This window comes from Rheinheimera sp. (genome assembly GCF_037442345.1).
GTDB lineage: Bacteria > Pseudomonadota > Gammaproteobacteria > Enterobacterales > Alteromonadaceae > Pararheinheimera.
In genome coordinates this window covers 37475-63277 of record NZ_JBBIQL010000025.1, presented here as the reverse complement: position 1 = coordinate 63277, position 25803 = coordinate 37475, and the positions used below count along the sequence as shown (strand labels likewise).

The 25803-nt window shown below is 50.2% G+C and carries 20 protein-coding genes; 6 read left to right on the top strand and 14 right to left on the bottom strand.

All coding sequences use genetic code 11. The annotated features are described in order from the left end of the window. Positions 1 to 192: 192 nt before the first annotated feature. The 10 genes from WKJ04_RS15220 to WKJ04_RS15175 form a co-directional block, all read right to left on the bottom strand. The gene (locus tag WKJ04_RS15220; RefSeq protein ID WP_337881189.1) at positions 193 to 1530 is read right to left on the bottom strand and encodes a hypothetical protein; all 1338 of its coding nucleotides are present in this window, start codon (positions 1528 to 1530) and stop codon (positions 193 to 195) included. Further along, positions 1527 to 2765 carry a hypothetical protein gene (locus WKJ04_RS15215; RefSeq protein WP_337881188.1) on the bottom strand — a complete coding sequence of 413 codons (1239 nt, stop codon included), beginning with the start codon at positions 2763 to 2765 and terminating at the stop codon, positions 1527 to 1529. Before WKJ04_RS15215 ends, WKJ04_RS15220 begins: the two co-directional genes overlap by 4 nt. Before the next feature lie 57 nt (positions 2766 to 2822). Continuing rightward, the gene (locus WKJ04_RS15210; RefSeq protein WP_337881187.1) at positions 2823 to 4877 is read right to left on the bottom strand and encodes an AIPR family protein; all 2055 of its coding nucleotides are present in this window, start codon (positions 4875 to 4877) and stop codon (positions 2823 to 2825) included. Continuing rightward, positions 4877 to 5842, bottom strand: a complete 966-nt coding sequence (locus WKJ04_RS15205) for a PD-(D/E)XK motif protein (RefSeq protein ID WP_337881186.1) — start codon at positions 5840 to 5842, stop codon at positions 4877 to 4879. The genes WKJ04_RS15210 and WKJ04_RS15205 overlap by 1 nt, the downstream gene beginning before the upstream one ends. Beyond that, positions 5835 to 8495, bottom strand: coding sequence for a Z1 domain-containing protein (locus WKJ04_RS15200; protein ID WP_337881185.1), 2661 nt, complete (start codon positions 8493 to 8495; stop codon positions 5835 to 5837). The genes WKJ04_RS15205 and WKJ04_RS15200 overlap by 8 nt, the downstream gene beginning before the upstream one ends. Beyond that, entirely contained in the window at positions 8492 to 9970 is a 1479-nt protein-coding gene (locus WKJ04_RS15195) for an ATP-binding protein (protein WP_337881184.1), read from the bottom strand. Before WKJ04_RS15195 ends, WKJ04_RS15200 begins: the two co-directional genes overlap by 4 nt. A gap of 221 nt (positions 9971 to 10191) precedes the next feature. Further along, complete coding sequence (locus tag WKJ04_RS15190) at positions 10192 to 11760, bottom strand: DNA cytosine methyltransferase (RefSeq protein ID WP_337881183.1); 1569 nt, start codon at positions 11758 to 11760, stop codon at positions 10192 to 10194. A 133-nt stretch (positions 11761 to 11893) separates the two neighbouring features. Beyond that, positions 11894 to 13036 carry a Fic family protein gene (locus WKJ04_RS15185; RefSeq protein ID WP_337881182.1) on the bottom strand — a complete coding sequence of 381 codons (1143 nt, stop codon included), beginning with the start codon at positions 13034 to 13036 and terminating at the stop codon, positions 11894 to 11896. Positions 13037 to 13128: 92 nt separating this feature from the next. Continuing rightward, positions 13129 to 14196 carry an MBL fold metallo-hydrolase gene (locus WKJ04_RS15180; protein WP_337881181.1) on the bottom strand — a complete coding sequence of 356 codons (1068 nt, stop codon included), beginning with the start codon at positions 14194 to 14196 and terminating at the stop codon, positions 13129 to 13131. A 139-nt stretch (positions 14197 to 14335) separates the two neighbouring features. After that, positions 14336 to 14851, bottom strand: coding sequence for a DUF1569 domain-containing protein (locus tag WKJ04_RS15175; protein ID WP_337881180.1), 516 nt, complete (start codon positions 14849 to 14851; stop codon positions 14336 to 14338). Between the two features lie 164 nt (positions 14852 to 15015). Between WKJ04_RS15175 and WKJ04_RS15170 the strand changes: the two genes are divergently transcribed. Genes WKJ04_RS15170 through WKJ04_RS15155 form a run of 4 tightly spaced genes read left to right on the top strand, consistent with a single transcriptional unit; the run spans position 15016 to position 19282 of the window. Continuing rightward, positions 15016 to 17277, top strand: a complete 2262-nt coding sequence (locus tag WKJ04_RS15170) for a TonB-dependent receptor (RefSeq protein WP_337881179.1) — start codon at positions 15016 to 15018, stop codon at positions 17275 to 17277. 19 nt (positions 17278 to 17296) lie between these two features. Further along, the gene (locus WKJ04_RS15165; protein ID WP_337881178.1) at positions 17297 to 17554 is read left to right on the top strand and encodes a hypothetical protein; all 258 of its coding nucleotides are present in this window, start codon (positions 17297 to 17299) and stop codon (positions 17552 to 17554) included. Continuing rightward, positions 17544 to 17810 carry a hypothetical protein gene (locus WKJ04_RS15160; protein WP_337881177.1) on the top strand — a complete coding sequence of 89 codons (267 nt, stop codon included), beginning with the start codon at positions 17544 to 17546 and terminating at the stop codon, positions 17808 to 17810. The genes WKJ04_RS15165 and WKJ04_RS15160 overlap by 11 nt, the downstream gene beginning before the upstream one ends. Continuing rightward, positions 17807 to 19282: a PepSY-associated TM helix domain-containing protein gene (locus WKJ04_RS15155; RefSeq protein ID WP_337881176.1), complete on the top strand. Its 1476-nt coding sequence runs from the start codon at positions 17807 to 17809 to the stop codon at positions 19280 to 19282. The genes WKJ04_RS15160 and WKJ04_RS15155 overlap by 4 nt, the downstream gene beginning before the upstream one ends. A 49-nt stretch (positions 19283 to 19331) precedes the next feature. On the opposite strand, the gene WKJ04_RS15150 is transcribed toward WKJ04_RS15155, so the two are convergent. Then, positions 19332 to 19853, bottom strand: a complete 522-nt coding sequence (locus tag WKJ04_RS15150) for a hypothetical protein (RefSeq protein ID WP_337881175.1) — start codon at positions 19851 to 19853, stop codon at positions 19332 to 19334. Between the two features lie 109 nt (positions 19854 to 19962). Between WKJ04_RS15150 and WKJ04_RS15145 the strand changes: the two genes are divergently transcribed. Next, positions 19963 to 20268: a TraR/DksA C4-type zinc finger protein gene (locus WKJ04_RS15145; protein ID WP_337881174.1), complete on the top strand. Its 306-nt coding sequence runs from the start codon at positions 19963 to 19965 to the stop codon at positions 20266 to 20268. 12 nt (positions 20269 to 20280) lie between these two features. Then, entirely contained in the window at positions 20281 to 20529 is a 249-nt protein-coding gene (locus WKJ04_RS15140; protein ID WP_337881173.1) for a YdcH family protein, read from the top strand. Between the two features lie 37 nt (positions 20530 to 20566). Here the strand turns inward: WKJ04_RS15140 and WKJ04_RS15135 are convergent, their stop codons facing one another. The 3 genes from WKJ04_RS15135 to WKJ04_RS15125 are packed head-to-tail and all read right to left on the bottom strand — an operon-like array spanning position 20567 to position 25760. Beyond that, the gene (locus WKJ04_RS15135) at positions 20567 to 21571 is read right to left on the bottom strand and encodes an aspartyl/asparaginyl beta-hydroxylase domain-containing protein (protein WP_337881172.1); all 1005 of its coding nucleotides are present in this window, start codon (positions 21569 to 21571) and stop codon (positions 20567 to 20569) included. Next, the gene (locus WKJ04_RS15130; protein ID WP_337881171.1) at positions 21568 to 24636 is read right to left on the bottom strand and encodes an efflux RND transporter permease subunit; all 3069 of its coding nucleotides are present in this window, start codon (positions 24634 to 24636) and stop codon (positions 21568 to 21570) included. Before WKJ04_RS15130 ends, WKJ04_RS15135 begins: the two co-directional genes overlap by 4 nt. Next, complete coding sequence (locus tag WKJ04_RS15125) at positions 24636 to 25760, bottom strand: efflux RND transporter periplasmic adaptor subunit (protein ID WP_337881170.1); 1125 nt, start codon at positions 25758 to 25760, stop codon at positions 24636 to 24638. The genes WKJ04_RS15130 and WKJ04_RS15125 overlap by 1 nt, the downstream gene beginning before the upstream one ends. Between the last annotated feature and the right edge of the window lie 43 nt (positions 25761 to 25803).

Below are 25803 nucleotides of genomic sequence, written 5' to 3'. Positions count from 1 at the left end.
TCTCCTCAGACGTAGTGTACGCCGGAGAACTCTAATCAGGAATGCACCGATTTTAGGGGATGTTTACACGACCTTTTTGTGTGTGATAAACTTCCTAATAATTTATGTCAAATAGTTAGTTGGAAAAACTATTCATATGTCAAAATCAATATAGATCAACTTCAACAAATCCATCATTGGTTGAACAATTAACTATTGATATAAACAAATATCTTTATTCTGATACCAGAGCACCTGGTTAGGCTTACTAATCAAATAAAAACAAATTTCCTCAAGACTGGGAAGAGCAAATTCTTCAATTATCTTACACAAACTTGGGTGCATATCTAAAGAAGCGTAGGTTAGATGAAACTCAGTTTCCTTATTGTGAACAATCGTATTTCGAAGCGTATAAATCAGTTTTGAAAAGCAAGAAAGTGCCGATTCACCCTTAAAGAAATTGAATGAAAAACTTAACCCTATCAATCTAAGCGAATCATCAATTTTTTCCTTTGACATAGTTGGCACTAAACGCTCCCAGCGAGTAACAATGTGATCCTTAAATTTAATCCTTGGCAGTGCCTCCATTTTAAACACTTCCTGGAAAAGATTTTTTAATGCGTCCTCTTCCTTTATTTTTACATTATCATAAAGTCTTTTAAAATCACGGATCGAGAACATCGCACCATTCATTTTTTGTTCAAGCTCAACAATTGGTCGTTTGAACATAAAATTTTCTATGACGTGATAGATAGTTAAAAACTTCAAAAGAGCATCATCACGACTATTGTATTCACTAAGAACATTAAGTATTTCAATCCATTGGTGATATGCCGCACCAGGTTTTATTTCATTAATATTTAGTATGTTAGGAGGATTTGTGTACCTACGTGCGGAGTGCACAGCTTTCCCGGTAGAGAGAATGGCCAAACGTGCAAAGGCATCTATAGCCATGGAATCAATCTGTGGAGTCATTTTCTTTACAAATATCATCTGAAAAGATGGCAATTCAGGCGTAAGATTCAGCGTCGCAATCAAATGGAATAAAAAATTAGGAGACATGTTTGTCGCCATAATGTCATTGGCAACCACACTAATGTCGGACAAGGTAAGTAAAGCCACTGAATCGGATAAAGATAAAGAGTTCTCACGGCAAAACCATGTATTCGGAACCGGCTGTGTAATTTCTCGAATCTCAAATACATCGGCTTCTATGTCTGTCATATCAAGAGGCGGTGAAAACTCAGACAACTTGTGAGCCAATAGCAGAGACATTCTCAACTTATCAACTGAGGGTGGCGGAAAGGAACTAAACTGTGCATCATATTCTTCAATATAGTTACGAATTTCGCCCCATTTAGTGAAATGAGCTCTTTCAGCTTTAGCTTTCGCTAAGTCAGCACCAAGAAGTCTTATTTTTTCAGTTAATTCAACAAAACGACTTAGCTCAGGTTCAACTAATTGTGCCGCGTAAGATGCTGCAATTTCTGAATCCGACAGCCGCCGGATTTCTTCAATAGGCCAATCATAGAGGATTTCATACTTTTTCATTTCTCCTCCATGTTGAAATGTTTTTTCCATCTGGCTGCTTTTAGATCTGTATCTGTAAGTATTTCTTTTACAGCAGAAAATATAGCCGAACGATTGACGTTACCAATATTGACCTTACTTAAATCTAAGCTGTTTCTTACTGCTTCAAACTCTATCAAGTTAAGAATACTGTCATTTTTTTTACAAGTTTCGTAAAAATAGTTCATCTCTTCTATACGATCTCTCTTTGTATCTTTCGCCACAGCACCTATAGCTCCAAATAGTCCAGCAAGAGAGACTTCTCTACCCATCCATAGAATTCCAACATCACCATACTGTTCAAATAATTTACGATCTAAGCGCACAAGAAATGTAACGATATCTTTTAGAAATTGGGGGGTCATAAGTTCCAGATATGAATCAATTTCAGAGTCGGCTTGTAAACCTTGTATTAATTCAGCAGAGGGCGTTACTGGTTTACCTTCACAGAACGAAAGCAGTGCAGTTACCACATGAGCAAAGTGGAAACTTCCGATTGCCCTGTTTTTGCTGAATTGAGTAGCACTTATATTCTTTTCGCGAACTAGCGAGAAATCTTGCCCCTCACCTTCCACTAAAATTGGTAATAAATTCAAAAAAAGAAGCTCAAGCTGATGTGCAGCCTTCACTGGTTTGTGTCCTGCATTTAGCATTAGCATCTTACGAACTTCGTCAGAGGGTGTAAGACCAATCCAAATTTCAAACCATTGATTATTATCAGTAAATGTTTTTAGCAGACTTTCTTTACCATCACGCTTAAAGACTTCAAAAACTGCGCGTAAAACGTCGGTATTAGAGCCCAATTCATGTAATTGATGAGAGTACTCTCTGGAAAATTTGAATTTTGGCCAAGATAAATAATCAACTTCTGGATCAAGATTCGTACAGCAAAAATCAATTGTCTTTCGAATAGCTTGTAAACGGTATGTTCGTTGAAGTCCGTCTAAGATCTTAAAGGATTCCAATCCGAGTAGATCAGCATTTAACTCATAATCTGAGCTATCGACAACAAGCACTATTGGTGGAATATGGCGACGCTTAAGAACAGTATCGACAAGGTGATCAAGATATACATTCGATACTATTCCTCGCTGAACATCATAGTCTTGGTAGGATGTAGGTAAAACACTAACATAATCTTCGAGTGACATTCTCGCGAGAATGCATCGAGTATCGCCATCATCTCGACTATCAAGTATTTTTGCTTCAACCTTCATAACGATACTCTAATTTAAACTCAAATAAATTGGATCCTTGCAACGCACTCGTTGCCTTCAAGGGGCTAGTCTCACTTTTTCTAAAATATCCAACAGGACTAGGCTCTGTTTTTCTGAAGGAACTTTCATTGGGATCTGTACGGCGACCTTGAGAATATCATCCTCTTTAGGTGAGAGAAGAGCTCGGTCTGCCATCACCTGGCGTATGCGATTCCATTCTTCAGAATTAATAGCCAGTACTTTTCGTTGTGCTTCAATACCGTTATCCACCCTTTGCATTTTTTTAGCAGACTGCTCAATGGTCATCTGCTCATCCAGCGACACAAGTCGATGAAAGAACTCATTGGAGAGCTGACTTTCTGCTATTTCTTTAGTAGCGAGAATACTCGTCCAACAGGCCTCTTTTTTACACCACTCAGAAATATTCGAGATGCCATGTCGCGGGGTAATAATGTCATCGTTCACAATTTTGGATACTGTAGAAATGGCTTTTTCCAGCACTAAATCAATACCTTGCATCTCCCAAATTTCGATATAGTTGATGCTTTGCTTTCGGTGTTTCGTAATCTCTGCAATTAGTGCCAGCGTATAAGCAACAATGTTTGCTCTATACCCCCCGTTGTACCAAGACTGTGCAGACACAATACGCTCTGTCGCCCTGAAAATTAAACCTCGTGCGACAGCTCTCTTGAAATAGAACTCGTTGAAATTATCTGAAGATTTGCTCCATTCATTTCCAATTCGTGCTGCATAACGCGCAAAATTTTTCTGGGAACCTAGGTTCACCCACTTAGGGTGCTCATCCCAAACGTTTTCAAATTTCGCTAGATCAGTCTTAGTAAACATTTGGGTCTGCGGATGCTCAGCCTTAAAACGGCGTTGCTCTGCCGGTGTGAGTGTTGACTGAGCGTCCACATACTGGCCACGTGCACGTTCGTAAAACCAACGTGTTTCTCGCATAACCCCCTTTTGTACCGGAGCCCACAGTCGGCGAGAAAATTCTTCCATTCGCACATGGAAAGGGTGGTTGGAGAAAAAGTCAGCAGCATTCACCTTATTTTGAGTGTTCGCATACTCAGATATCTTTGGTACTACTATCTCACTTTGCACGCTGTCGATAACAGACAACTTCATCTGCACAAATACTTGGGAAAGATCCGCGTTATCTCTCTTTCGCGTATGGAACAATGATGCAGTCGTCTGCCCACCATTTACAATCTGGAGATCAACAACTTTTGTAATTATCAATCCGGAATCTGTTGCCTCGGTTTCGACACTCTGAGCCGTGGCGGTAATCCCATTATTGTAGGCAAAGAACATTCCTGGCTCACTAAGGATAGTTGTGCGTATCCCTTTATTTACGTTGCCACGAGCCTGAAGAAATGTTCTAACATTCTGCTCCAATAAACGCGCCCCGAACTTTTCGTAGAGAGATGCGAGAATATCTGCGGGCATCACCACGAGATAGGATTGATATGTATCAGTGCCGAGGTGAGCAGGAAGGCATGCAATGCCACTCCCAAACAACTCCTCGAAATTTAGATCTAAAGGCTCCTTATGGCTACGAGAATTGTGTTGACGATAAAGTCGCGAAATGTCCCAGATTTGATGGGTCAATGTCACACCCGCTCGCTCTGTATCGGGAATATCTTGAATTCTCTCGCTCAATAATCGCTCTGAGAAGAGAATCAAATTGACTCGAAAAATGCCACTTTTACGGTCAGCGATTTGTCGGGCAAGACCATATTCCGGAGATGTGATTTCCAGCTCATTAGCCAGCCCTTTGTTAACACTTGCTTCGAAGAAGTTTGTTAGACGCTTAAAAGCAGCATCTGCATCGGATTTGGTTAACGTTGCAAGTTCAGTTCTAGAATCGAAGTCTGCAATAAATAGATCCAAACTCCCTTCATCATTGAACCAGTACCCATCCACGCGTATTCCACGTTGAGCACGGAAATGGCAGAGCTCGAAACCTTCTGTAATTCCTGTTTCGACCAGCTCTTTAGCTACAATTTCCATGAATTCGTCAAGCTGAAATCGGCCATTTGCTTCTGCTCCAGCTAGCAACTCTTGGCGGAGGTCGTGGAAAAACTCTTCTTTAGTTTGTGCCATCATATATCCCTGAAAATAGCCATTCCATTGCACTCAAACTCAGCAATAGTTTCCAGTCGAATGTCATAAGCAACCTTGGTAACCCCTTCAGGTAGTTGCGATCGTATGAGGCGAGGAAAATCATCCACAACCCTATAGCTATTGACGTCACTTATAACAAAACGTGGTTCATCGTAATCAGGAAGGGGCGCGTAGCCATACGCAACCAGTTTGCGTTCAAAGATCTCCAGAGCTTTTGTATCTACAAGCTTTGCCAAGACTGAAGAAATCAACTCGTTCAGTGATCGAGCGCCTTGTGCATCCGATATGCTATTTAACCGATAAATTCGCAGAAACAAATCATCGTTTACAGATTCAAGCTGATCCTCTGATGAAATACGAACGCTACTTTTTTCCTTACCTGAAAGGGATTTTATCTCAACAGCCGTGTTACCAAAGATAAAATCCTGGTGCGACCGTTCTGGACCCAACCATGCCTCAACCGCGTTGTGATTAGGCATGCCTCGATAAAGCAACTCCTCCAGAAAGACAAGTTCAGCAAAGAGTCCTCGAACAGCATCAGCTGTTAGATACACGCCGCGACCAGATAGGAAAGCTTTCCAACGTAGGATATGAGCAAGAGAGATTTCCAGGGAACTAGCTGAGTCAGTGGCCCGTTTCAGCGCAAAAACAAGAGACCGACATAGCCCTTCAAAAAGGTCACGATTGACGTGATTTTCAAGAGTAAGGACTAAATTCTGCCTCCCCATATCACTAGCGCGAAGATCAACATCGACTCCTTTCACAGTAACCATGCTTTTTCTGTACCGGCTGCTGTGATCTCCCTGAAGCTCAACAATAAACAGACAAGAACCGAAAGCATCACGCCCCCAAAAACACGGCACAATCGTGTCAACACGAACTTGACGAACATTAAAATCGGCATTAGGAACAACTATTTCATCCCAAGGAGAAACTTCAAGCATCGTTGTCATCCTCTGCAGGATCGTCTGCATATCCCTGCATCTGCTGAAGCCAAATCCGATTTACAACAACCGCAATAGTTGGGATATCTTTTTCTAGTGGAAAACTCATCCCAAAGGCTGCTACAGGCCCCTTTACGTCGTTACCTTTAGGTTCAATGCTATGAAGCATGAGGAGAGGTTTATTACGAACGAGACGATAGTGATAGTCTGATGGTTTGTTATCTTCGCTCTTGCCATCTTTGGCGGCCTCTTCAGCCTTAAGAATCTGAGGAGCTTCTAAACCAAGCTTCTCGTCCCCACGACTGGCAAGGCGATTCTTATTGAGCTTCCAAATATTACCTTCCAACCGGCCATCTCCGATGCTGCGCTCTTGATTACGGAGGCTATACGGCTCATGCCCACCAGTCCCATTTGAAGGTGAAATAAGTAGAACGTCAGCTTTGGGATGACGGTTCGCAATTAATTGCAAATAGGAGAGAAGATCATTCTTAAAATTGGCTTGACCGGCATGGAACTCATATCGAAGTAAGAAATCTTCCAGAACATTCAATTCGACGTCTTTAAATATAAAGCCTTTCTGAGTAGGTTCCTGGACCACACCTCCAAAATTCATACGCCAAAGGTCTGAGAAGAGCTCGAAATTTCGTCTATTTAAGTCTTCATCAATCGAAACAACAGATGTCTCACGCATGCGCCCAGAGAAGCTCTGTTGAACAGTAACTTGCTCGCCCGCCCGCATTTTGTTTGCAGCTGTAATCAGCAAAGTATCAGGATGCGAACGTACGTAAAGTCCAAAGTCTGTCGGACTTAGTTTGTCGCGTCGCATACGGGTTATCTGCTGAACCAATTCCTCAGAAGCTTCAGCAATGTGTGCGTACCAGTCTATTGAATCGCGAGAAAGGTGAACACGACATAAATCTTCGAACCCAGGCCGGTAACCGAACCACCTACCCATTTGCATTAGGGTATCGTACATCTTCGTATTTCGGTACATATAGCTGATTGTCAATCCTTCGATAGTTAAGCCTCGCGAAAGACTCAGACCTCCGACCGCGATAGCAGTCAGCCCAATACCTTCCTTCTTGTACCGGTCGTAATCGAGCGCTTCATCACTCTGACTGTTGATAACATAGAGCTGAAGATGTTCGAAGACATCTGGCAAAGCAGCCTTAACTTCAGTCCAAGTGACTTCGAATTTACCATATTCGGTATCGAACACTTTCTTTAGTCCTTGCATATACAAATTTTTTGAGGATACGTCCTCAGCCATTGCATAGTTAGCAAGAACCGCTTCCTTTAGTTTCTTAAGCCTAAGACTTAAGAAGTCACGCACCGTCTTCTGGATGGGAACGAAGCGGGACACATTCACCATCATCGAACAATGCTTATTAACCTGCCCGCGCAAGTTCCTGATTGCTCTTGCTACGATAAACTCGTCAAGGGCCCGATACAGGCTGGGAGGTAACTCATAGATGATATCGTCGCGGTTGTGCGAATAGGGGATGAAATCTTCACAATCGTCGATCGGCCTGACAACAGACTCACTACTAGCCTCATTGAGAAATACCTTTTCAGCTCCAAAGTAAGTCGTGGGTGCATCAAGGCAGTAGATGAAATCGCGGGGAAACAGTTCTTCACGGACATCATCACTGTATGCATCAGGATTGATGAAAATATTTGCAAACGGGGTAGCGGTATAGCCGACATAGCAAGACTTCGCAAACAACCCAAGTATGCGACGAATCATTGCATTCGTCCTCGTCGGGTCTAAGTCTTCTTTGTTTGTGTTGATCGATGCATTATCAGCCTCATCGTCTATTACAAGCATAGGTACATCAGTTATCCGATCTCCCCCTTCAGCGTTTAGCGCTTTAAGCCATTTATGTAATGCATTAAGCGTTGTAACGTTCTTTTTTATAATCAGGATTATTGGTTTACTAAAGTCATTGATTCTCCAACCACTCTTGGCTGCAGTATTTTTATTAAAGTCTTCATTAATATTTGTTAGTGTTGCTGGATGAGGGTACCCAGGGGCGAGGCCAACACCTATATTACGACGATCGTCCGGGTCACTAGACCGGCCAATAAAGGCTTCATCTATTCGTTGCTGTGTCTGCTTACGGAGGTTGTTGTGTATGCCAGCAATAACAATGATGAACTTGTATCCTGCATCAGCTGCCCGTGCTATCAAACCGGTGTAATTAGCTGTCTTTCCTGACTGCACATGGCCAATAACCAAGCCGCGACGATTCCAACTTGTTCCCTCACTGAAAGGATCCTGGAGATGACCAAGAATACGATTGGTCACATCACTCAGCGACTGAACCATTTGCGGAGCCCAGCCATCGTTGCGAAGAAACTCTTCGTAGGCCTTGGTGTAGGTCCAATCCAAGTTTTCCCGCCTGTAAACCCATTGATCATCATGCTTTGCTTTGACATCAACAAGAGAAATACCCGCCCCCATACGAGTAACAACTGATACCAAAGCTTCGGTGACAATATTGCTTAGGTCGCCTGTATAGCCAAATATCGCGGCTATCTGTTTTGCTTTTTCTTCTACCTGTTCCCTCGTTGGTGTTTCAACCATGTTCGCAAGGCCGGATATAAGTGCGTTAGTAATGTTTCGTTCTTCCGTGATGGATTTAATACTCATGCAAATGCCTCGCTAATGTATTTTTCAACCAGTTCCAACTGGCCGTCGAAAAGGTGTGTAGAGCGCACAATCTGGAGAAAGGCTGCAGCATCGCAGGGCCCATCGCCATATAAAACCTGTCGCAAGCTGTGCAAGCGTTCCTCAATCTCGCTTTCATCCACCGTCCGCTGGTTAACTTCACGCGGCTGAGTTGAGTAATCGGAATAAATCATCTCCACAGGCAGCGATGCCGAAATCGATTCAAGTAATAAACGGAGCAGATCAACCTGGTCAGGTAAGAGCCTACTTGCTAATGTAGTGATTAACGGGTGCTGTTCATTGATTGCGAACTTGATGCCACTGTGTTCTGCATACCGCTCCCAGAATGAGGCTTGGGTTTCCTGAAACAATTTCTGGCCACGTCCCCGATGAACTGTCACGCTCCGACTTGTGATTTTGGCGATTATCTGACGTAGTCTTTCGCGAACCAGATGGGGTGGGCGTGCACGTGATTTCTTAATATCAATCGTCCAGGCTTCATCCAGGCTATTCGGAAAATCTATCTGTATACGCGCTAGCTTAGTAGCTTCTCCTTTGGGCACTAAGCGGAACCAATCCCCCCAAACCATCAAGCGGCTGTTACGATAAATGTAGGCTCCTTGATTAGAAATGAAGTCACTACGGCTTTGATAGTAATCATACTCAGATGCAGAGAGACGACTGTGATGGGGTAATACGTAGGGCTGTAATCTGACCTCCGCATTTCCGATGCGGACTATTTCTTCGGGAAGGACTTGAGTCGCTTGATTTTTTCTGCAAAAGGGGTCAAAGGCAGAAATTGGGTGACCATTGATTTTAAGCGCTATTTTTGGATATCCCTTTGCCTCTCCCGACAAAAAACGATGAAAAACAAGGGATAAGTGGCGTCCCACAGTGTTGAGTTTTTCATTCACAATTTCATGCAGCCGATCACCGGCTTCATCTTCCGTTAATCGATCAAGATTTCTCCAAATTACAGCAGTTCCACTACTCGCAAGTTGAGCAATATAAGGTAACTGTTGGATATCTCTATCGTCTAATACTGAGAGAATCCAATCGTCTGAATTATCGATTCGATCCAAATCCCATTCAGCAGCACAGACGTTTCCCTCATATTTACTCACCACAGTCAGTGAACGGCATTGGGAAAAGGAAGCAGTTTTTAAACCGAGGCCAAACCGCCCAAGGTCCTTTGGCGAACGCTGTGACTTGGGATTTCCTGTACCGTGTCGCATTGCATTAAGCAGCTCAACTTCTGACATCCCCTGACCGTTGTCAAAAATAACCAGCACGGGTTTATCACCCGATAAGTCACATATAATTTCGATAGCGTCAGATTTCGCGGAAATACTATTGTCTATAATGTCTGCAATTGCGGTCTCTAGTGAATACCCTAAATCTCTCATTGAAGCTGAAAGACAAGCGGCACTAGGTGGATGCCTCTGTTCTCGCGCCATCAAACTCCCTCTCGCGCTAGATTTTCTTGTTATTTGAAGCACTAACAAGTACCCAACCCTAAAACAAGTTGATGCTAATTACAATGGTTTTGAAAATGAATGTTCGATAGTTTTTTGAGTCTCATACGCGAAAAATTATTCAAATTGTCGTGCTACGACATCGATGAAAGGAACATATCTACCATTGTTGCAGGCTGAATTTGGTTACCGAAAAAGAGACGTTACGCTATAGCTTGTAAGTAATTGGATACTACATCTGCAATCTGTTTCGCCAAAAATGGCGGTACTGCATTCCCTACCTGATGAAACTGCTCAGTCCTTGGCCCCTGAAAAAAATAGTTATCCGGGAAGGTCTGTAACCTTGCAGCTTCCCGCACAGTAAGGCTACGGCATTGTTCAGGGTCGTAATGAATAAAGTAATGACCGTCTTTGGATATATGGCTGGTAATGGTGGTAGAAGGCCCTGACCTTGTTTGCACTTTAAACCTGTCGGCAAACTTTCCGGATTCCCAATTTTTGTGGTCAGGCGCCAGTTTGGGTAACGAAAAATCCGTATGCCCTTTGGGGGACTTGCCTCTGCTTTCCGCAAATACTGCAGCATAAGCGTAACGGCCAAGATCATCGATACGGTGAGAACGACTTTCATGGTTAAGCCACACTTCCAACCTTTCATCCATTAGCCACTGATCGAGCATTTCAGATGATGTTTCTGCATCGTAATCTTTTTTGTAGATATTGCCGCCAAAGCTTTCGTGCTTGTGCATGGTTGAAGCAACATGTAGCAAGCCAGCAGAAATATCGTTCATTCCTTGCTCTGTGGCGCTTTCAGCCAACTCCCGCAGCCACTGCCCGGTATTCAGCGCCCACAACTTTGCGGAATCTGTTTGTTTGCTTAAACGGCTGCGAATTTTTGGCAGCCCGTCGATAGCGTCTTCAACACTCACACCTTGCTGAGGCATAAGCTTAGGCATTGGGCCGTTCAGCCAGTCTTCCCGAACACCAACCAAAATTACCCGGTGCCGAGCCTGGGGTACACCAAAGTTTTCAGCTCGAATTACAAATTCACGTGGTTTGAGTTTGTTAAGGTCATCGCCTGCGGCAAAGGATTGGTCTGAAACCAACGAAAAAATCCTATAGCCAGTACCGCTATTCTCCAAGCCCAAGGCCCGGTCTGGTTCTGCCAGGTCTTTAAGAATTTCATGGAAAATTCGGGTGTCGTTTACTGTGGCAGTCAACAGGCCTTTCACATTCTCCATCACAAAAATGGCAGGCTTATATTTCTGAATAATCCGCAGGTATTCTTTGTATAAAAATTGCCGAGCGTCCGCTTCGGGTTTGTAGTCTGCATTGCCTTTGTTTCTGGAACGGCCAGCCAGTGAATACGCCTGACATGGTGGCCCGCCTATAAGCACCCAAGGTTGGGTTGAGTCAGGGTCACCACCAAACGCTTGATGAATAGCCTCATCCAGCCTGGAATTACCTTCTACTGACCCTAACTCAATACAAAGAGCTTCTTGGTTGGCCTTTTGCCATAGATCTTCAGTTGCAGCTGAATACGGCTGGTTAGTTTTGCCATGACAATAGTTGTAGTAATCATCCAGGCATGCCGGCCGTTCGGAGCGAAGCAAGCGATAAAAGGCCCGTAAACGCAAGGTTTGGTGCGCAACAGCATCTTTTTCCGCCGACACAACTATATGAAATGCGCGTCCATCGTCTAATGCAGAGAAGCCTTCACCAAGGCCGCCAGGGCCTGCAAATAAATCGACAACAGGAATTGAATTTTTTACCACAGTGAACGCCTACGTCCCTATATATCACTTTTTTATAACGCAGGGATTATAGGCATTACCTGTTCACCCTGAACAGCTTTATCTACCCAACCAACAGCGACCGCTGCCTTTTACTTCAATGACTGGCAAGGATTCAACTTTTATCAATTGCCACTCTATACCTCGTACTCCTCCCCCCAGCATCCGTCTTTACCATATACCCAAGCGTGACCAACTGTGCGAGATGACGGGTGGCGGTGGCGCGGCTTACTTTGGCGACTTTTTCGTACTGGCTGCTGCTGATGCCATCTGCAAAATCTCCGTCCAGCAGGCGGTTCAGTACTTTTACCTGCTCTTTGCTCAGCTGGCTCTGGTCAGCACGCTGCCAGAATCTGGTTTTTTGCAGCGTTAGGTCTATGTCGGCCAATGCCTGTTGCATGCTGCTTCTCAGGGTTTCGAGGAACCAAAGCAACCAGGCTGTGATGTCGGTGTCACCTTTCTGGCTTTGCTCCAGAATGTCGTAATAACTGCTGCGTTTTTGCAATATGGCGACCGACATGGCGTAACAGCGGATGGACTGGTGTTCAGCCTGTGCCAGGGCAAGATCGGTCAGCAGCCGGGCTAAACGGCCGTTGCCATCTTCCATCGGGTGCAGGGTGATAAACCAGAAATGGGCAATACCGGCCCGAAGTAATGGGTCCAGCTCTGTCTGGCCGGCCGATTGGTTAAACCAGCCGATAAATTGCTGCAACTGAGCTTCCAGAACATAGCGTGGCGGCGCTTCAAAATGCACCTTAGGTCTGTCACTATTGTCAACCACGGGGGGCCCAGACACCACCTGCATCGGCTCGTCACCCCGCAATTGCCCACCCACCACTTTATTGGTAAACGACTCCACAGGGGGAAACAACCAGGCATGCCACTGCAGCAAGCGCTCCAGTGATAACGGCTGAGCCCAGTTGCCAATAGCGTCATACAACATGGCAGCCAAACCTTCGGACTGAACTGTGATAGGTGCGTTTTCAGGTTCGGCAAGGCCAAGTTTACGCGCCAACGACGAGCGCACCAGGCTATGGTTCAGCCGCTCGCCTTCAATAGCGCTGGAGGTGAGGATATTGGCCAATAAGGTGTCGAGGGCCAGCTGCGGGTTTTCAGCCGCGCCGGTTTTGCCCAGCAACAGGCCCTGCAAAAAATGCAGTTCACGCAACAGCGGCGCTAACTCAAGGCTGTTGTAACGAAAAGGCTGCGCTGTTTCAGGCTGGTTCCCCGGCCAGTCGGGCTGTTGCCATATCCACATAATGGCTCCCTGAGGCAAATAGACCCCTTAATCTACTCACCAAATGAGGCAAATAGCAACCTTATTTGCCTCATGGACTGGCCGACTCTGGATTAAACCCCAACAATTTCGCCTTCGTTCAGTATTTGCAGCTCTACGCTTGAATTCAGCTGGCGGTGCATGGACAACAGACGCAGCAGGGCGGAATGGGAGCTTTTGTCGCCCATTAACCAGCTGTGGTTACCATAACCCCAGGGGATCATGCGCTTGCAGCCTAAGTCTTCCGCTACTTGCAATGCGTCTTCCGGTGTCAGGTGGGCATTGCGGTAGTTTTCGCCGTGATAAGAACCAATAGGGATCAGGCAGAGGTCCATAGCACCGTAGCGGTTGCGAATTTGCTGGAATACCGGTGAATAGCCGGTGTCACCGGCGAAATATACCTTTTGGCCTTGCAGTTGCAGTACCCAACCGCCCCATAAACTGGTGTCGCCATCCAGTTCATACAGGCTGCGGCCTGTGTAATGGTGCGCCGGTACAAAATCAATTTTAACCCCGTGCTGCTCTGTGCTGCTGTACCAGGCCATTTCATGCAGTTGCAGCCCGGCTTCCGGTAAGTACTTCGCCATGCCTGCAGGTAAAAAAAGCGGGCTCTGTTGCCCAAGCGCCACGGCATCAGCGCGGTTAAAGTGGTCGTAATGGGCATGGGAATACAACACAGCCTTGGCCTGCTGCTGGTCTGCCAGCAAAGGAAACTGCGGCGTCACCCGCCTGTTGCCCACCAAAGCAGCCAGCCAGTTAAATGGCCAGTCAAACCCTGCTGACACCGGGTCGAACAGAAATAATTGACCATCGGCGGTTAACAACCGGAAACTGGCGTGACCTGTCCACTGCAATTGGGCCTGCAGCAATGGCGGCATCTCAGGCCATTGCACCTGACAATCCGAGGCGGTTTCTTTGCACAGCACCCGATCATCCGCCAAATAACAATGTTGCTCGCAGTTATGCGGCCACTGCTTTGGGCTGGCGAAAAGATTGCGATAACGACCATCACTGTTCAGCGTGTCGCTGGCCCAGGCCGCGGGTGGCTGATGCTGCAGTATCTGGTTTGCTGGTCCTGCGGTTGAACAGCCCGTCAGCAGGCTGAGTAACAGACTAAAAGTGGCTGGTAGTTTTAACGTCATGCTGAAGCTCTTTGGGTGATAATGCACAGAACTGCAGCATAAAGAGTTGGCGGCGGCCGCGGCAGTCAGAGCCATTGAAGCGCCGAAATCAGCTGTTTAACAGCGGAAAAACTCCAATAAAACGCGCCAGCCCAACCCGCTAGACCACAGAAATCTGGCTTAAATGCTGCTCAATATGCAGCTGGTGGGCGGCTAAGTAGTCGGCTTTGGACAGATTGCCGTAAGCAAAATGCGGCTGTAATTCGGTGGCGTCGTTAAAGTTTTGCAGCGTAGCCACCAAGTGGCCCAGCGCGTAATCGACAGAGAGTGCCGGGTCCAGTGCAGCCATGCCTGGGATTGGCTGATCCAGCGGGTGATGCATAGCTCCTGCGGCTTTAAACACCTTCAGCGCCAACGGTCCGACGGTGTGGCTGAACCAGGCTGCTTTGTGTTCAGGAAAGCCTTCCAGCGACCCCTGCACACTTTGAGCTAAATGCTGGAATATCTGACTTGGGTTCCAGCTGCCACTGCTTTGCAGGGTTTTGCCCTGCAGCGCCAGCAAACGGGCTAACAAGGGTTCGTAGTCTGGTGAATACCGGCAGGCCGCCACACTGACACCAGCCACCGCCACCACAGGCACTGCGGCCAAACCAATTAAAAAACCTCTTCTGTTCATTTGTTCACCCTGCCAGCAAAATTTTGCAGCCAGAGTACGCCAAGTTTTCTTTGGCGGCCATAGACTTAGACAAAATGAGAATAGATCTCAGTTGCCATTGAGATCTATTCTCATTTTCGATACCATAAAAGAGACTAGAAAAATCCCTTTTGCATGGAGCTGTTATGTCGTTGCCCCCGTTTCGCCTGTCATGTGTCACCCTTTGTTTAGTCGCTGCCTTTTCTGTGTCAGCCCAATCAAGCCCGGATGGGGCTAAAGAAGCTGACATTGAACGCATTACCGTCAAAGGCGAAAAGACGGATCGCGGCCTGCAGGAAACCACCAGTAGTGTCGCTGTGACCACGGCGCTGAAAATTGAGCAGGAAAACCTGCAAAATCTGGACGATATTATTAACCGCACCGCCAACGTCAGCTCTATGTATGGGTCACGCGGCTTTACCATTCGGGGTATTGCCAACGAAGCAGGTGCGCCCAACCCACTGGCTTCGGTGTATCTGGATGGCGCCGCACTGCCAAGCCAGATCAGCGATTCAGGCCCAACCGATTTATGGGATATCAGCCAGGTCGAAATTCTGCGTGGCCCACAATCCACTATTCAGGGTGAAAATGCCCTAGCCGGTGCAGTGATTTTGCGCAGTGCAGACCCGACCATGGACTGGAGCGGTAAAGTGCGGGCGCAATGGTCCGACCCGGACGACAAACGCTTTTCTTTTGCCGGTGGTGGCGCCTTGATAGAAGACGAGCTGGCAGCCCGTTTGTCACTGGAAAAACGTGATTTTGACGGTTACGTCTGGAACCCAACCCGCAATGAACCGGAAGACAAATCCGAATCCCTGCTTGGCCGCATCAAGCTGTTGTGGACACCGTCAGCCTTACCTGGATTTACCGCCCGCCTGACGCATATGCGGGATGACCGTGAAGGCCCTTATATGTACAGCTATGCCTCACTGGCCGCTGACGACTATTTTGACAACCGACTGAATTATTCCAACAGCCCCAGCAGCACAGACGCCAGAACTGACGTTACCACGCTGGAGCTGGATTATCAGTTGAACAACGACTGGTCGCTGACAGCAGTAACAGCCCGCACCAAAGCCGACGCCACCCGTAGTTATGACAACGATCTAACCGCAGAAAACTTGTCATACGGCGGCACCGACGAGCATTACAAAACCACTTCACAGGAATTACGCCTGCATTACGACGGCGATAAGCTATCCGCCTTAGGTGGCTTGTACTGGTCCAAACGTGAGATGGACAACCAAAGCAGTAGCCTGGTGAATGTGCCTACCCCACTGGAAACCATTGCTTTAGTGCTGCAAGGTGCAGGTTTGGATGCCGCCACAGCCACTTATGTTGCAGGCCTGTATGGCCAGGCGCTGCCGGTGATCCCGGTGGATTACCTGAGCACAGCACCTACTCAGTCAGAAAACCAGGCCGCCTTTGTCGACCTGGAATATCAGCTGGCTGAGCAATGGTCGCTGCTGGCCGGTATGCGTTATGACAAAGAGCAGTACGATTTTGAAAACGTCAGCACCGCTGAATTTGTCGGTGTGCTGCCAGACCCAGCCAATTATGGTCAGCTTGGCGCTGCCATTGCTGGGATTAATATGGCGGTGTTAGGCCTGGTGGCCGATGCAGCCAGTGAAACCCCGGCCAGCAGCCGCGATTTCACCGCCTTCCTGCCGAAATTGGGTCTGCGTTGGCAGTTTGCCACAGAACAGTCGCTGGCTTTTACGCTGCAACGTGGTTACCGCTCTGGTGGCAGCTCATACAATATTGCCCGCGGCCAGGTATTTGCTTACGAGCCTGAGTTCACCACCAACTACGAGCTGGCGTACCGCAGCAGTTGGCTGGACCAAAGCCTGACGCTGAACAGCAACCTGTATTACATTGACTGGACCGACAAACAAGTGATTGCCAACTTCGGCAACAATGTCTACGACTACCACACAGTCAACGCCGGTAAATCCCACCTGTACGGTGCCGAGTTTGAGCTGCGCCACCGCATTAACAATGCCTTTGACTGGTACGGTTCTTATGCCTGGTCTAAAACCCAGTATGACCAGTTCGAAACCGTTGAAAACGCTCAAATTACTGATTACTCAGGTCAGGAATTTGGCTATGCGCCACGCCACACCGCCGCAGTGGGCGGTAACTGGTATATCACAGACCAATGGCAGCTGAACCTGAACACCAGCTTCCGCAGCGACGTCACCACAGGCCCGGGCACAGATGTGATCGAGCTGTCATCCAGAACCTTGGTCAATGCCCGTTTAAGCTACGACGCAACCCAGTGGTCAGCCTATCTGTTTGCCAATAACCTGCTGGATAAAGGCTATATCCAGTACCGCTGGCCTGCTGATCCGGTCGCCATTTTTGGCGCGCCACGGGTGGTCGGTGTCGGCGTCACCTGGCAGTGGTAACAGCTGTGGGTAATCAACAATGCTGACTTTAGGCACTTTCGTCTGCAGCCTGCTGGCTGCCTGGTTGCTGTACCTGCTGGCCCCGCGCCAGCAGCACAGCTATAAACCCGCCCTGCTCTGGGCCGGTGTGGTCGTTAGTCTGGCGCTGGCGTTATGGCTGGCTGCTATAGGTTATGGCTTCTGGCCCGGCTTTTATCTGGTGCTGGCCGCACTGATGCTGGCTTGGGTGTTGTTGCCTGTGCTGGCTCAGTGGAGGAGTAAAAATCATGTGGGGTAAATCAACAGCTGCCGCACTCTTTGGGCTGCCGCTCACTATCGCCACTATTGGCCTGCTTGCTTTGCTATTCCCTGGTACTGAACAGCGCTGGACCATGTCCTGGTTACTGCTGTCTTTTCCGCTTTGGGTCGGCCTGATGTCACTGGTGTTTTTATGCCAAAGCGGCAAAAGCGCCTGGAAGCTGATGGCGGGCCTGACCATTGTCAGTTACGGCTTATTGCATGGATTAAAACTAGTGTTGGGGCCGGCAGGATGAAAGTCAGTACACAAAAAAGCTTCAGGGCTGTGCATACCTGGACTGGATTGGTGGCCGGTCTGTTTTTGTTTATCGCCTTTTACGCCGGTTCGGTGTCGGTCTTTGTGCATGAACTGACGAGCTGGCAACAACAGGGCGAACTGCGCCAGGCTGCCAGCCTGGACCGCGCCCAGCCGCTGATCGACCAGTTTTTAGCGCAAACCCCTGAAGCTGCTCATGGTTTTAGCCTGGTGCTGCCAGGGCATCATGGCCCGGATTTGAGCTTGTATTGGTACAACCCACAAAACGGCCAGCAGCAAATAATTAAGTGGCAAGGTGACGAACTGAGCCAGACGCCAGCCCGGCAGGATTTTGTCAGCCTGATTTACGACCTGCACTTTACCGCTGGTTTACCGCGACTGTTTGGCACTTACCTTTTTGGTATTGTCTGCATTTTGTATGGTCTGGCGCTGGTAAGCGGCATCATTATTTATGCGCCGGTATTTCTTAAAGACTTATTTGCACTGCGCCTGGGTCAAAGCCTGAAACGAGTCTGGCAGGACGCCCACAATCTGGTTGGCGTCTTGTCTTTGCCTTTTCATGTGCTGTTCGCCTGGAGTGGTGCCGTACTGACCATCGGCTTTGTGCTGTTGGCGCCTTATCAGTTTCTGGTGTACGACGGCAAGCTGCTGGAAATTCTGGAACCTGAGTTTGAAGTGGTCGCCCATGTCGAACCTACAGGCGTAAAAGTGCCACTGCTGCCGGTCACCGAACTGCTGGCCAAAGCCCAGGCCGTGCTGCCGGAGCTGGAAATAGAAAGCCTGTATTACCATGACGCAGGCGATGAAAACGGCAATGTCACTTTTTATGGCCATGTGCACAGCCAGACCGTCACTCAAAGTGGCGCTGTGGTGTTAAACGCTGGTACGGGCGAAGTACTGGGCCAGTTGACGCCGGAGCAGTACCGGCCAGGCACCACCTTTTTACGTGGCCTGCAAAGCCTGCATTACGGCAATTTTGGTGAGTACCCGGTGAAGTGGTTGTACTTTGTGCTGGGCCTGGCCGGTGCCTTTTTGTTTTACAGCGGCAACCTGATGTGGATTGAAGCCCGGCGTAAAAGCGGCGATGTGTTGCAACCGCGCTCTATCCGTTTTCTGACCGCCTTAACCGACGGCACCTGTATTGGTGCTATGGCTGGTGTGTCTGGGCTGTTTTTGGCGGGCGCCTTGCTGCCAGAAGCGCTGCACGCCAAGGTCTATTTTGCGCTGTTCGGTCTGGCGCTGCTGTGGGCTTTTGTGCGCCCTGCAGTGCTGGCCCGGCGTGAATTGCTGCGGCTGACTGCACTGCTGACGCTGTTGATCCCTGTAGCCGGTTACCTGCACAGCGGTGAGCAGTTATTCAGCGCCTTCTGGCAAGGCCATTGGATCCGCTTTGGTGTGGACGCCACAGCCCTGCTAATGGCAGCCGCCTTTTGGCGTTTATCGCGGATTTAACCCCAGCAATCATCTGCAAACCAAGGGCCGGAATTTCCGGCCCTTTTTGTTATGTTCTGCTGGCCAGTTGTCGCACTAAGCCTGCGGCTTTGGTGATTTTTTCATTACTCAGCTGGCGGTAATCAAAATAAGGCGTTACCAGCAGCCGGTTGGCCGGGTCAATCGCAAACTCCTGATTCAGCCAATGCAACTGACTGTGCAGCTGCTTCTGCTCTATCCAGGCTTTGGCGCAGCTACGCCCGGCAATCAGATGAACACAGTCGGTGGCAGTCAGATCGGGCGGGCTAAATAGCAGCGCGGTGCCCGAACCTTGTTGCAGCAACCACTGGTCACGGTACTGCTGCCAGCTTGGCGCTTGTTGCGCAAAACCAAAGGCGGGTCCCAGCTCAAACAGTAGCTTGGCATACACATTAAACAGCTTGCGCCAGCCATTGCCGCAGTCGCGGTAAATCTGATCGATCTCACCCGCTTGCAGTGCTTGCAGTTGCCATAACTGCTGATACTGCGGCAGCGGCGGCCGGTTTTGCACATAAACCCGAAAGCGGGCATTCAGATCGCCTAAACCAATCATTGCAGTCCTTTTGAGAGCTGCCTGCAGACAGCACTCTTTTGTTGTTTTGGATCAAGCTGTCGCCTGGCCCCGGCGACTAGGATAACAGTATCAAGCCGAGGAGAGTGTGATGCTGATTCAACGTGAGCAATTGCAACTGTTGCAGCAAGAGTTACAACAACGTTTGCACAAGCTGCAGCAGGATTTCCGTCAAAGCCACAGCAAAGACGGCCCCGATCAGGCTGCTGAGCGGGAAAATGATGAAGTGCTGCAACAACTGGAAACTCAGCTGGCAGCCGAACTTTATGCCGCCGAAGCCGCGTTGGACCGCTTTGACGCCGGTCGTTATGGCCTGTGCAGCCGCTGCGGTCAGTCGATCGCCGCACCCCGGCTGCAAGCTTTACCCCTTACTTTGTACTGCCAGCATTGCGCTTAAAGGAGCCAGTCTATGTCAGAAAAACACGATTTAGTGCATGAATTCCCAGAGTTTCGCGATCAGATCCACCAACTGAAGTTGTCCGACAACCATTTTGCCGTGCTGTTTCAGCGTTATCACGAACTGGATCACGAAATTCACCGCATTGAACAAGGCGTCGAAACCACCAGCGACCAGTACCTGGACCATCAGAAAAAGCAGCGGGTGCTGCTCAAAGACGAGCTGTTCCAGCTGTTGCAGGCCCGCGCCGAAGTGGCCTGAGCCCAAAAAACGGGGCAGCCAGAATGCTGCCCTCTGTTTACGAATGCAGCAGCACCAGCCCACCTTGCCAGAGAAACGCATCCAGCCCTTTGGCTACCAGCATCACCAGCGCGGCCAGCAGCAACACCAGGCTGGTGTTCAGCACCCATTTCAGCAGTTTATACAGGGTACGGTGCGATGCTTTCAGCTGCATGGCCCGCTGCTGCCAGGGGCTTAATGCCGCAAACAAAGCACTGACAGCGCCTTGCTGATCTTCCGGCAAGTTTGGCACCAGCGAGTGCCGTGCCAGACGCAGGTAGCCCTTATTAAACTGCCGCCCCAGCCAGTTTAACGGCCTGTCCACATCACACATCAGAATTAACCTGTACTGCGCTGTGTGATTAAGTGCATGGTGCGGGTAGGTTTCGTCAAATACAAAATCCTGGCCGTCCTGCCAGCTGCGGCTGTGGCCATCAACCACAATGCGGCACTGTGCTGAATTTGGCGTGATGAGCCCCAGATGGTAGCGCAGCGAGCACGCCAGCGGGTCAGAGTGCAGGCTTAGCTCGGCACCGGGCGGCAACAGAGAAAACATGGCACCACGCACTGCCGGCACCTGCTGCAGCAAGGCAACGGTTTGCGGGCACAGCCGCTGGGCAGATTGATGTGTGGTGCCGTACCAGCTCAGATAAAACTTACTCCAGCCCCGTTTGTAAAAGGTACGAAAGCCCAAATCGTAATAACCGGCTGAACCTGGGGTACGGATGGCATCAAATAAGCCGGCCTCCAGCAGCGCCTGGGCTTCAGCGCGGATCAGCGGCCAATTTTGCCGCAGCAGCTCTGTCTCCGGTATCTCACTCGCTGACAGCACCGGCTTGCGCGCCCGGGCTGTGGTGGTCATATACAACAGGCAATTCAGTGGCGCAAATACTGGCCAGGCTTTACGCAAATACTGGCTGAAACCGGCGTAACGCACAGAACCACGCCAGCGATACACATAATACACCGACAAGACGCTGTACAGCGCCAGCCCCAATAGCAACAAATGGGTCCAGTTCATCATGATGATTGACTCCGGGTTAATAAGGTGATGCGTACCCAACACACCAGGTCGTCGACATAGGTAAACACCACGGGGACCACCAGCAGGCTAAGCACAGTGGAGGTCACTAAGCCGCCTGTCACCACAATAGCCATAGGGGCACGAAAGCTGGCATCCGCGCCCAAACCCAACGCAACAGGCAGCATGCCAGCGCCCATCGCCAGGCTGGTCATCACAATAGGCCGTGCTCTTTTCTGGCAGGCATCCAGTACCGCTTGCCAGCGCGGCAGGCCCAGCTCACGACGGGCGATAATGATGTAATCCACCAGCAGAATGGAGTTTTTGGTGGCAATGCCAATCAGCATGATCAGACCAATCATCGAGGGCATCGACAGCGCGGACTGCGTTACAAAGAGTGCCAACAAAGCACCTGGCACCGACAATACCAGTGCCGCCAGAATAGTGACCGGCTGCACAAAATCCTTAAACAGCAGCACCAGCACCATATAGATACAAAACACACCTGTGGCCATGGCCAGACTGAAGCTGCCGAACAGTTCAGCCATTTGTTCCGCATCCCCTTCGGCCCCCAGATAAATTCCGGCAGGCAGTTGCTGCAGCAGCGGCAGCGCCAGAATGTCCTGCTCCACCTGCCCCAGAGAACGGCCATTGAGCTCCACTTCCAGACTGATATTGCGCAGCCGGTCATAACGCGTCAGATCCGAAGGACCGCTGCCCATCTCAATGTCAGCCACAGAGTCCAGCGGTACTGCGCCATAAAGACCTGGTACAGGCAAACGTCTGAGCAGACTCAGGTCCGCCCTGTCTTCAGCACTCAGCCGAACCCGCACCGGTACCTGGCGTTCGCTGAAATTCAGTTTGGCCAGCTCCTGACCATAATCACCGCTGGTGGCAATCCGCAGGCTGTCAGCGATGTCTGCCGGGGTCACACCTGCCCGGGCCGCCAAGGTAAAATCCGGCTGCACCCTCAGCTCCGGCCGGGTCAGGCTGGCACTGGACATCACGGCCCCCGTGCCGGGAATAGTGCGCAGTTGCTTTTCAACCTGACTGGCAAACTGCGTCAGCAGTTGATTGTCTTCCCCGCTCAGCACCAGAATGTAGTGGTCAGACTCGCTGTTACCCACCTTAATCCGCACACCAGGCACGGCCGACAATAACTGCCGCAGCTGGCTTTCAATCTGTGTTCTGGACAACTCGCGTTCCGCTCGCGGCACCAGGTTCAGCGTCAGGCTCGCTTTATTTTGTTGCGTCAGGTGCTGGCCGGCCGACGCTTCCGAATCGCCACCAGCCGCCCCCAATACAGTAAAAATCTGGCTGACCTCTGGTTGTTGCCGGATCAGTGTACGCAGCTGCCGGCTGACTTCACGGGTATCCTGCAAGGTGCTGCCTGGCGGTAAAGTGACAGTCACCCGGCTGTGTGACAGATCGTCAGCCGGAATAAAACCAGTGGGCAATAACGGCAGCAGTGCCAGGCTGCTGGCAAAACAGGCGGCTGCCGCCAGGGCAGTGCGCCCGCGATACGTCAGGCAACTGGGCAACCAACGCTGGTAATGCTGCTGCCAGGGCGACGCAGGCTCCGGATGGGCTGGCGCTTGTAAAAAATAAGCAGCCAGCATGGGTGTCAGCATGCGGGCCACCAGCAAAGAAAACAGCACTGCAATAGCGGCAGTCCAGCCAAACTGGACAAAAAACCGCCCAACCACGCCCCCCATAAATGCGGTTGGCAGAAAGACTGCTATCAGTGAGAAGGTGGTGGCAATGACCGCCAGACCAATTTCGTCCGCTGCGTCCATAGCGGCCTGATACGGAGTTTTGCCCTGACGCAGATGGCGCATAATGTTTTCAATTTCAACAATAGCGTCATCGACCAGAATGCCAACCACCAACGACAACGACAGCAAGGTGACCGTATTGAGGCTGTAGCCCAGCCAGTGCATCAACGCAAAGGTCGGGATCACCGACAGCGGCAACGCAGCAGCAGCCACCAGCGTGGCGCGGCCATTACGCAAAAACAGCCAGACCACCAGTACCGCCAGAATTGCTCCCTCATACAGCAGCGCCAGCGACCCCTGATAATTCTCAGCAACAGCGAAGGTCAGGTCGGCAACCTCCAGCACCTGCACATCCGGATGCGCCAGCTGCAGCTGCTGCAACGCAGCCCGCACCCGCTCAGCCACCTCCAGCTCTCCGGCCCCTTTGGCCCGGACAATTTCGAACCCCACCACAGTCTGTTCATCCAGCAAAGCCTGGGTCTGAGGTTCTGCGACGGTGTCAGACACTGTGGCAATCTGACGCAGCTGCAAACGCTGTCCTGTGGCCAGCGTCAGCTCCAGCTGTGCCAGCTCCTCCGCCGACTGCACTGTCGACAAGGTCCGCACCGATTGCTGCGCGCCCCCCAGATCCGACTGCCCCCCGGACTCGTCCTGCAGCACCTGCCGTAACTGCCGGGACAATTCCGCCGTACTGAAGTTAAATGCCAGCAATTGCTGCGCTGTGGGCTGCACCCTCATTTCACGCTGCACCCCACCCAGCCGGTAAACAGTGCCAACGCCGGGCAGCGCCTGAATTGCCTTACTGACCTGATGGTCCACAAACCAGGACAGTTCCTGTTCATCCAGGCGGTCGCTCTGCACCGCATAAGTCAGAATGGCCTCGCTGGAAAACTCCTCTTTGCGGACAACAGGTTCCGGCAGTTCAGCCGGCAATTCCGACCGTTGGCGTGATACCGCGTCCCGCACATCGTCCAGAGCTTCCTGCAATGGCTTTTCCAGCTGGAACTGCACCTCCATGGTGGCTTGTCCGTCGCTCAGCTGGCTTTTGATATGCCGCACGCCCTGAATGGACGCAAAAGCATTTTCCAGCTTACGCACCACCTCGTTTTCCAACTGCAGGGCCGAGGCCCCCGGCAGCTCAGCACTGACCAGAATGGACGGCAGTTCCACATCAGGAAAATTCTGAATTTTCATCTGCCCAAAGCCGATGACGCCCGCCAGGGTCAGCAACATGAACAGCAAAATCGCCGGAATAGGGTTACGGATAGACCAGGCAGAAACATTCAGGCTCATCATATGCCCTCAGCCGACAGCTGCCGGACCAGTGCCGGATCAGCCAGTTGCACCTGATCACCATCACTCAGAAAAGCACCGCCCAGTGCAACGACCCTGGCCGTCAGCGCCAGCCCGGCCAGAATTTCTACCGCCTCGCCCTGCCGTCGCCCTGTACTGACTTTATTCAGACGCACCGTTGAATCCGGCTGCAGCACAAACACATAGCTGAAACCGTCACGCTGCACTACCGATTGCGCCGGTAACACCAGTGCCGGTTTGTCGCCAAGCACAAATTCGCCACGGGCAAACATGCCGGCACTGACCGCACTGCCAGCTGGCAAATCCACATAAATCAAGCCATTACGGTTTTGTGTGTCCACCACAGGGGCGACGGAGCGCAGCCGCCCCTGCACCGGCGCTCCGCCCACAGGTAGAAGCTTGACCTGCTGACCAGCGCGCAGCAGGTCAAGCTCGCCAGCCGCCACTTCAGCCCGCCATTCCAGCCGGTTTTTCCGTATTAACCGGAACAGTTCCTGTCCTGCCGGAACCACAGCACCTTTGGTTGCAGTGCGGGCTGAAATGACGCCGTCATCCGGCGCCAGTACCCGGCATTGTTTCAGGCGCAACTGCTGTAACTGCAGTGCTGCCTGCGCCGCGTTCAGCTGTGCAGCGGCTATCTGCTCCGCATTCAGATAACGCTGCACCTGCTGCTTTGACAGCGCCACTGAACCATGCACTAAAGAACGGGCCCGTGCCGCGTCGGCTGCTGCATCTTTTAATCTGGCCTGCGCCTCACTGACGGCCGCACGGCTAAGGGCCAGCTCGGCCTGAACGGTGTCAGCTGCAAATTGAGCCAGCAGTTGGCCTTTGCGTACCTGATCTCCGACATTGACATACACCTCATGCAACCGCAGCGCATTGGCTTCGGCCCCAATGCTGGCTTCCTGCCAGGCCATGATATTGCCGCTGGCCACCAGTTGCAGCGGCCAGCTCTGCCATTGCGGAGACACCACACTCACCGTCAGAGCCGGTCTCGCCGGCTCGCTGGCCATGGGACCTGGCGGGTCGTCGCGCAGTAGTAGCCAGAGCAGCAACAGAAGAGTGAGCAACAATGCCGCTGTTTTTTGCCATGAATAGTTCATCAGATACAGTCCTGTGGTGCCCGCTGCCGCATGACTTACAACG

Excerpts from the sequence above, each read along its gene's own strand:
- WKJ04_RS15220 (WP_337881189.1), bottom strand. The coding sequence starts at position 1,530 with ATGAAAAAGTATGAAATCCTCTATGATTGGCCTATTGAAGAAATCCGG.
- WKJ04_RS15215 (WP_337881188.1), bottom strand. The coding sequence starts at position 2,765 with ATGAAGGTTGAAGCAAAAATACTTGATAGTCGAGATGATGGCGATACT.
- WKJ04_RS15210 (WP_337881187.1), bottom strand. The coding sequence starts at position 4,877 with ATGGCACAAACTAAAGAAGAGTTTTTCCACGACCTCCGCCAAGAGTTG.
- WKJ04_RS15205 (WP_337881186.1), bottom strand. The coding sequence starts at position 5,842 with ATGCTTGAAGTTTCTCCTTGGGATGAAATAGTTGTTCCTAATGCCGAT.
- WKJ04_RS15200 (WP_337881185.1), bottom strand. The coding sequence starts at position 8,495 with ATGAGTATTAAATCCATCACGGAAGAACGAAACATTACTAACGCACTT.
- WKJ04_RS15195 (WP_337881184.1), bottom strand. The coding sequence starts at position 9,970 with ATGGCGCGAGAACAGAGGCATCCACCTAGTGCCGCTTGTCTTTCAGCT.
- WKJ04_RS15185 (WP_337881182.1), bottom strand. The coding sequence starts at position 13,036 with ATGTGGATATGGCAACAGCCCGACTGGCCGGGGAACCAGCCTGAAACA.
- WKJ04_RS15180 (WP_337881181.1), bottom strand. The coding sequence starts at position 14,196 with ATGACGTTAAAACTACCAGCCACTTTTAGTCTGTTACTCAGCCTGCTG.
- WKJ04_RS15175 (WP_337881180.1), bottom strand. The coding sequence starts at position 14,851 with ATGAACAGAAGAGGTTTTTTAATTGGTTTGGCCGCAGTGCCTGTGGTG.
- WKJ04_RS15170 (WP_337881179.1), top strand. The coding sequence starts at position 15,016 with ATGTCGTTGCCCCCGTTTCGCCTGTCATGTGTCACCCTTTGTTTAGTC.
- WKJ04_RS15165 (WP_337881178.1), top strand. The coding sequence starts at position 17,297 with ATGCTGACTTTAGGCACTTTCGTCTGCAGCCTGCTGGCTGCCTGGTTG.
- WKJ04_RS15160 (WP_337881177.1), top strand. The coding sequence starts at position 17,544 with ATGTGGGGTAAATCAACAGCTGCCGCACTCTTTGGGCTGCCGCTCACT.
- WKJ04_RS15155 (WP_337881176.1), top strand. The coding sequence starts at position 17,807 with ATGAAAGTCAGTACACAAAAAAGCTTCAGGGCTGTGCATACCTGGACT.
- WKJ04_RS15150 (WP_337881175.1), bottom strand. The coding sequence starts at position 19,853 with ATGATTGGTTTAGGCGATCTGAATGCCCGCTTTCGGGTTTATGTGCAA.
- WKJ04_RS15145 (WP_337881174.1), top strand. The coding sequence starts at position 19,963 with ATGCTGATTCAACGTGAGCAATTGCAACTGTTGCAGCAAGAGTTACAA.
- WKJ04_RS15140 (WP_337881173.1), top strand. The coding sequence starts at position 20,281 with ATGTCAGAAAAACACGATTTAGTGCATGAATTCCCAGAGTTTCGCGAT.
- WKJ04_RS15135 (WP_337881172.1), bottom strand. The coding sequence starts at position 21,571 with ATGATGAACTGGACCCATTTGTTGCTATTGGGGCTGGCGCTGTACAGC.
- WKJ04_RS15130 (WP_337881171.1), bottom strand. The coding sequence starts at position 24,636 with ATGAGCCTGAATGTTTCTGCCTGGTCTATCCGTAACCCTATTCCGGCG.
- WKJ04_RS15125 (WP_337881170.1), bottom strand. The coding sequence starts at position 25,760 with ATGAACTATTCATGGCAAAAAACAGCGGCATTGTTGCTCACTCTTCTG.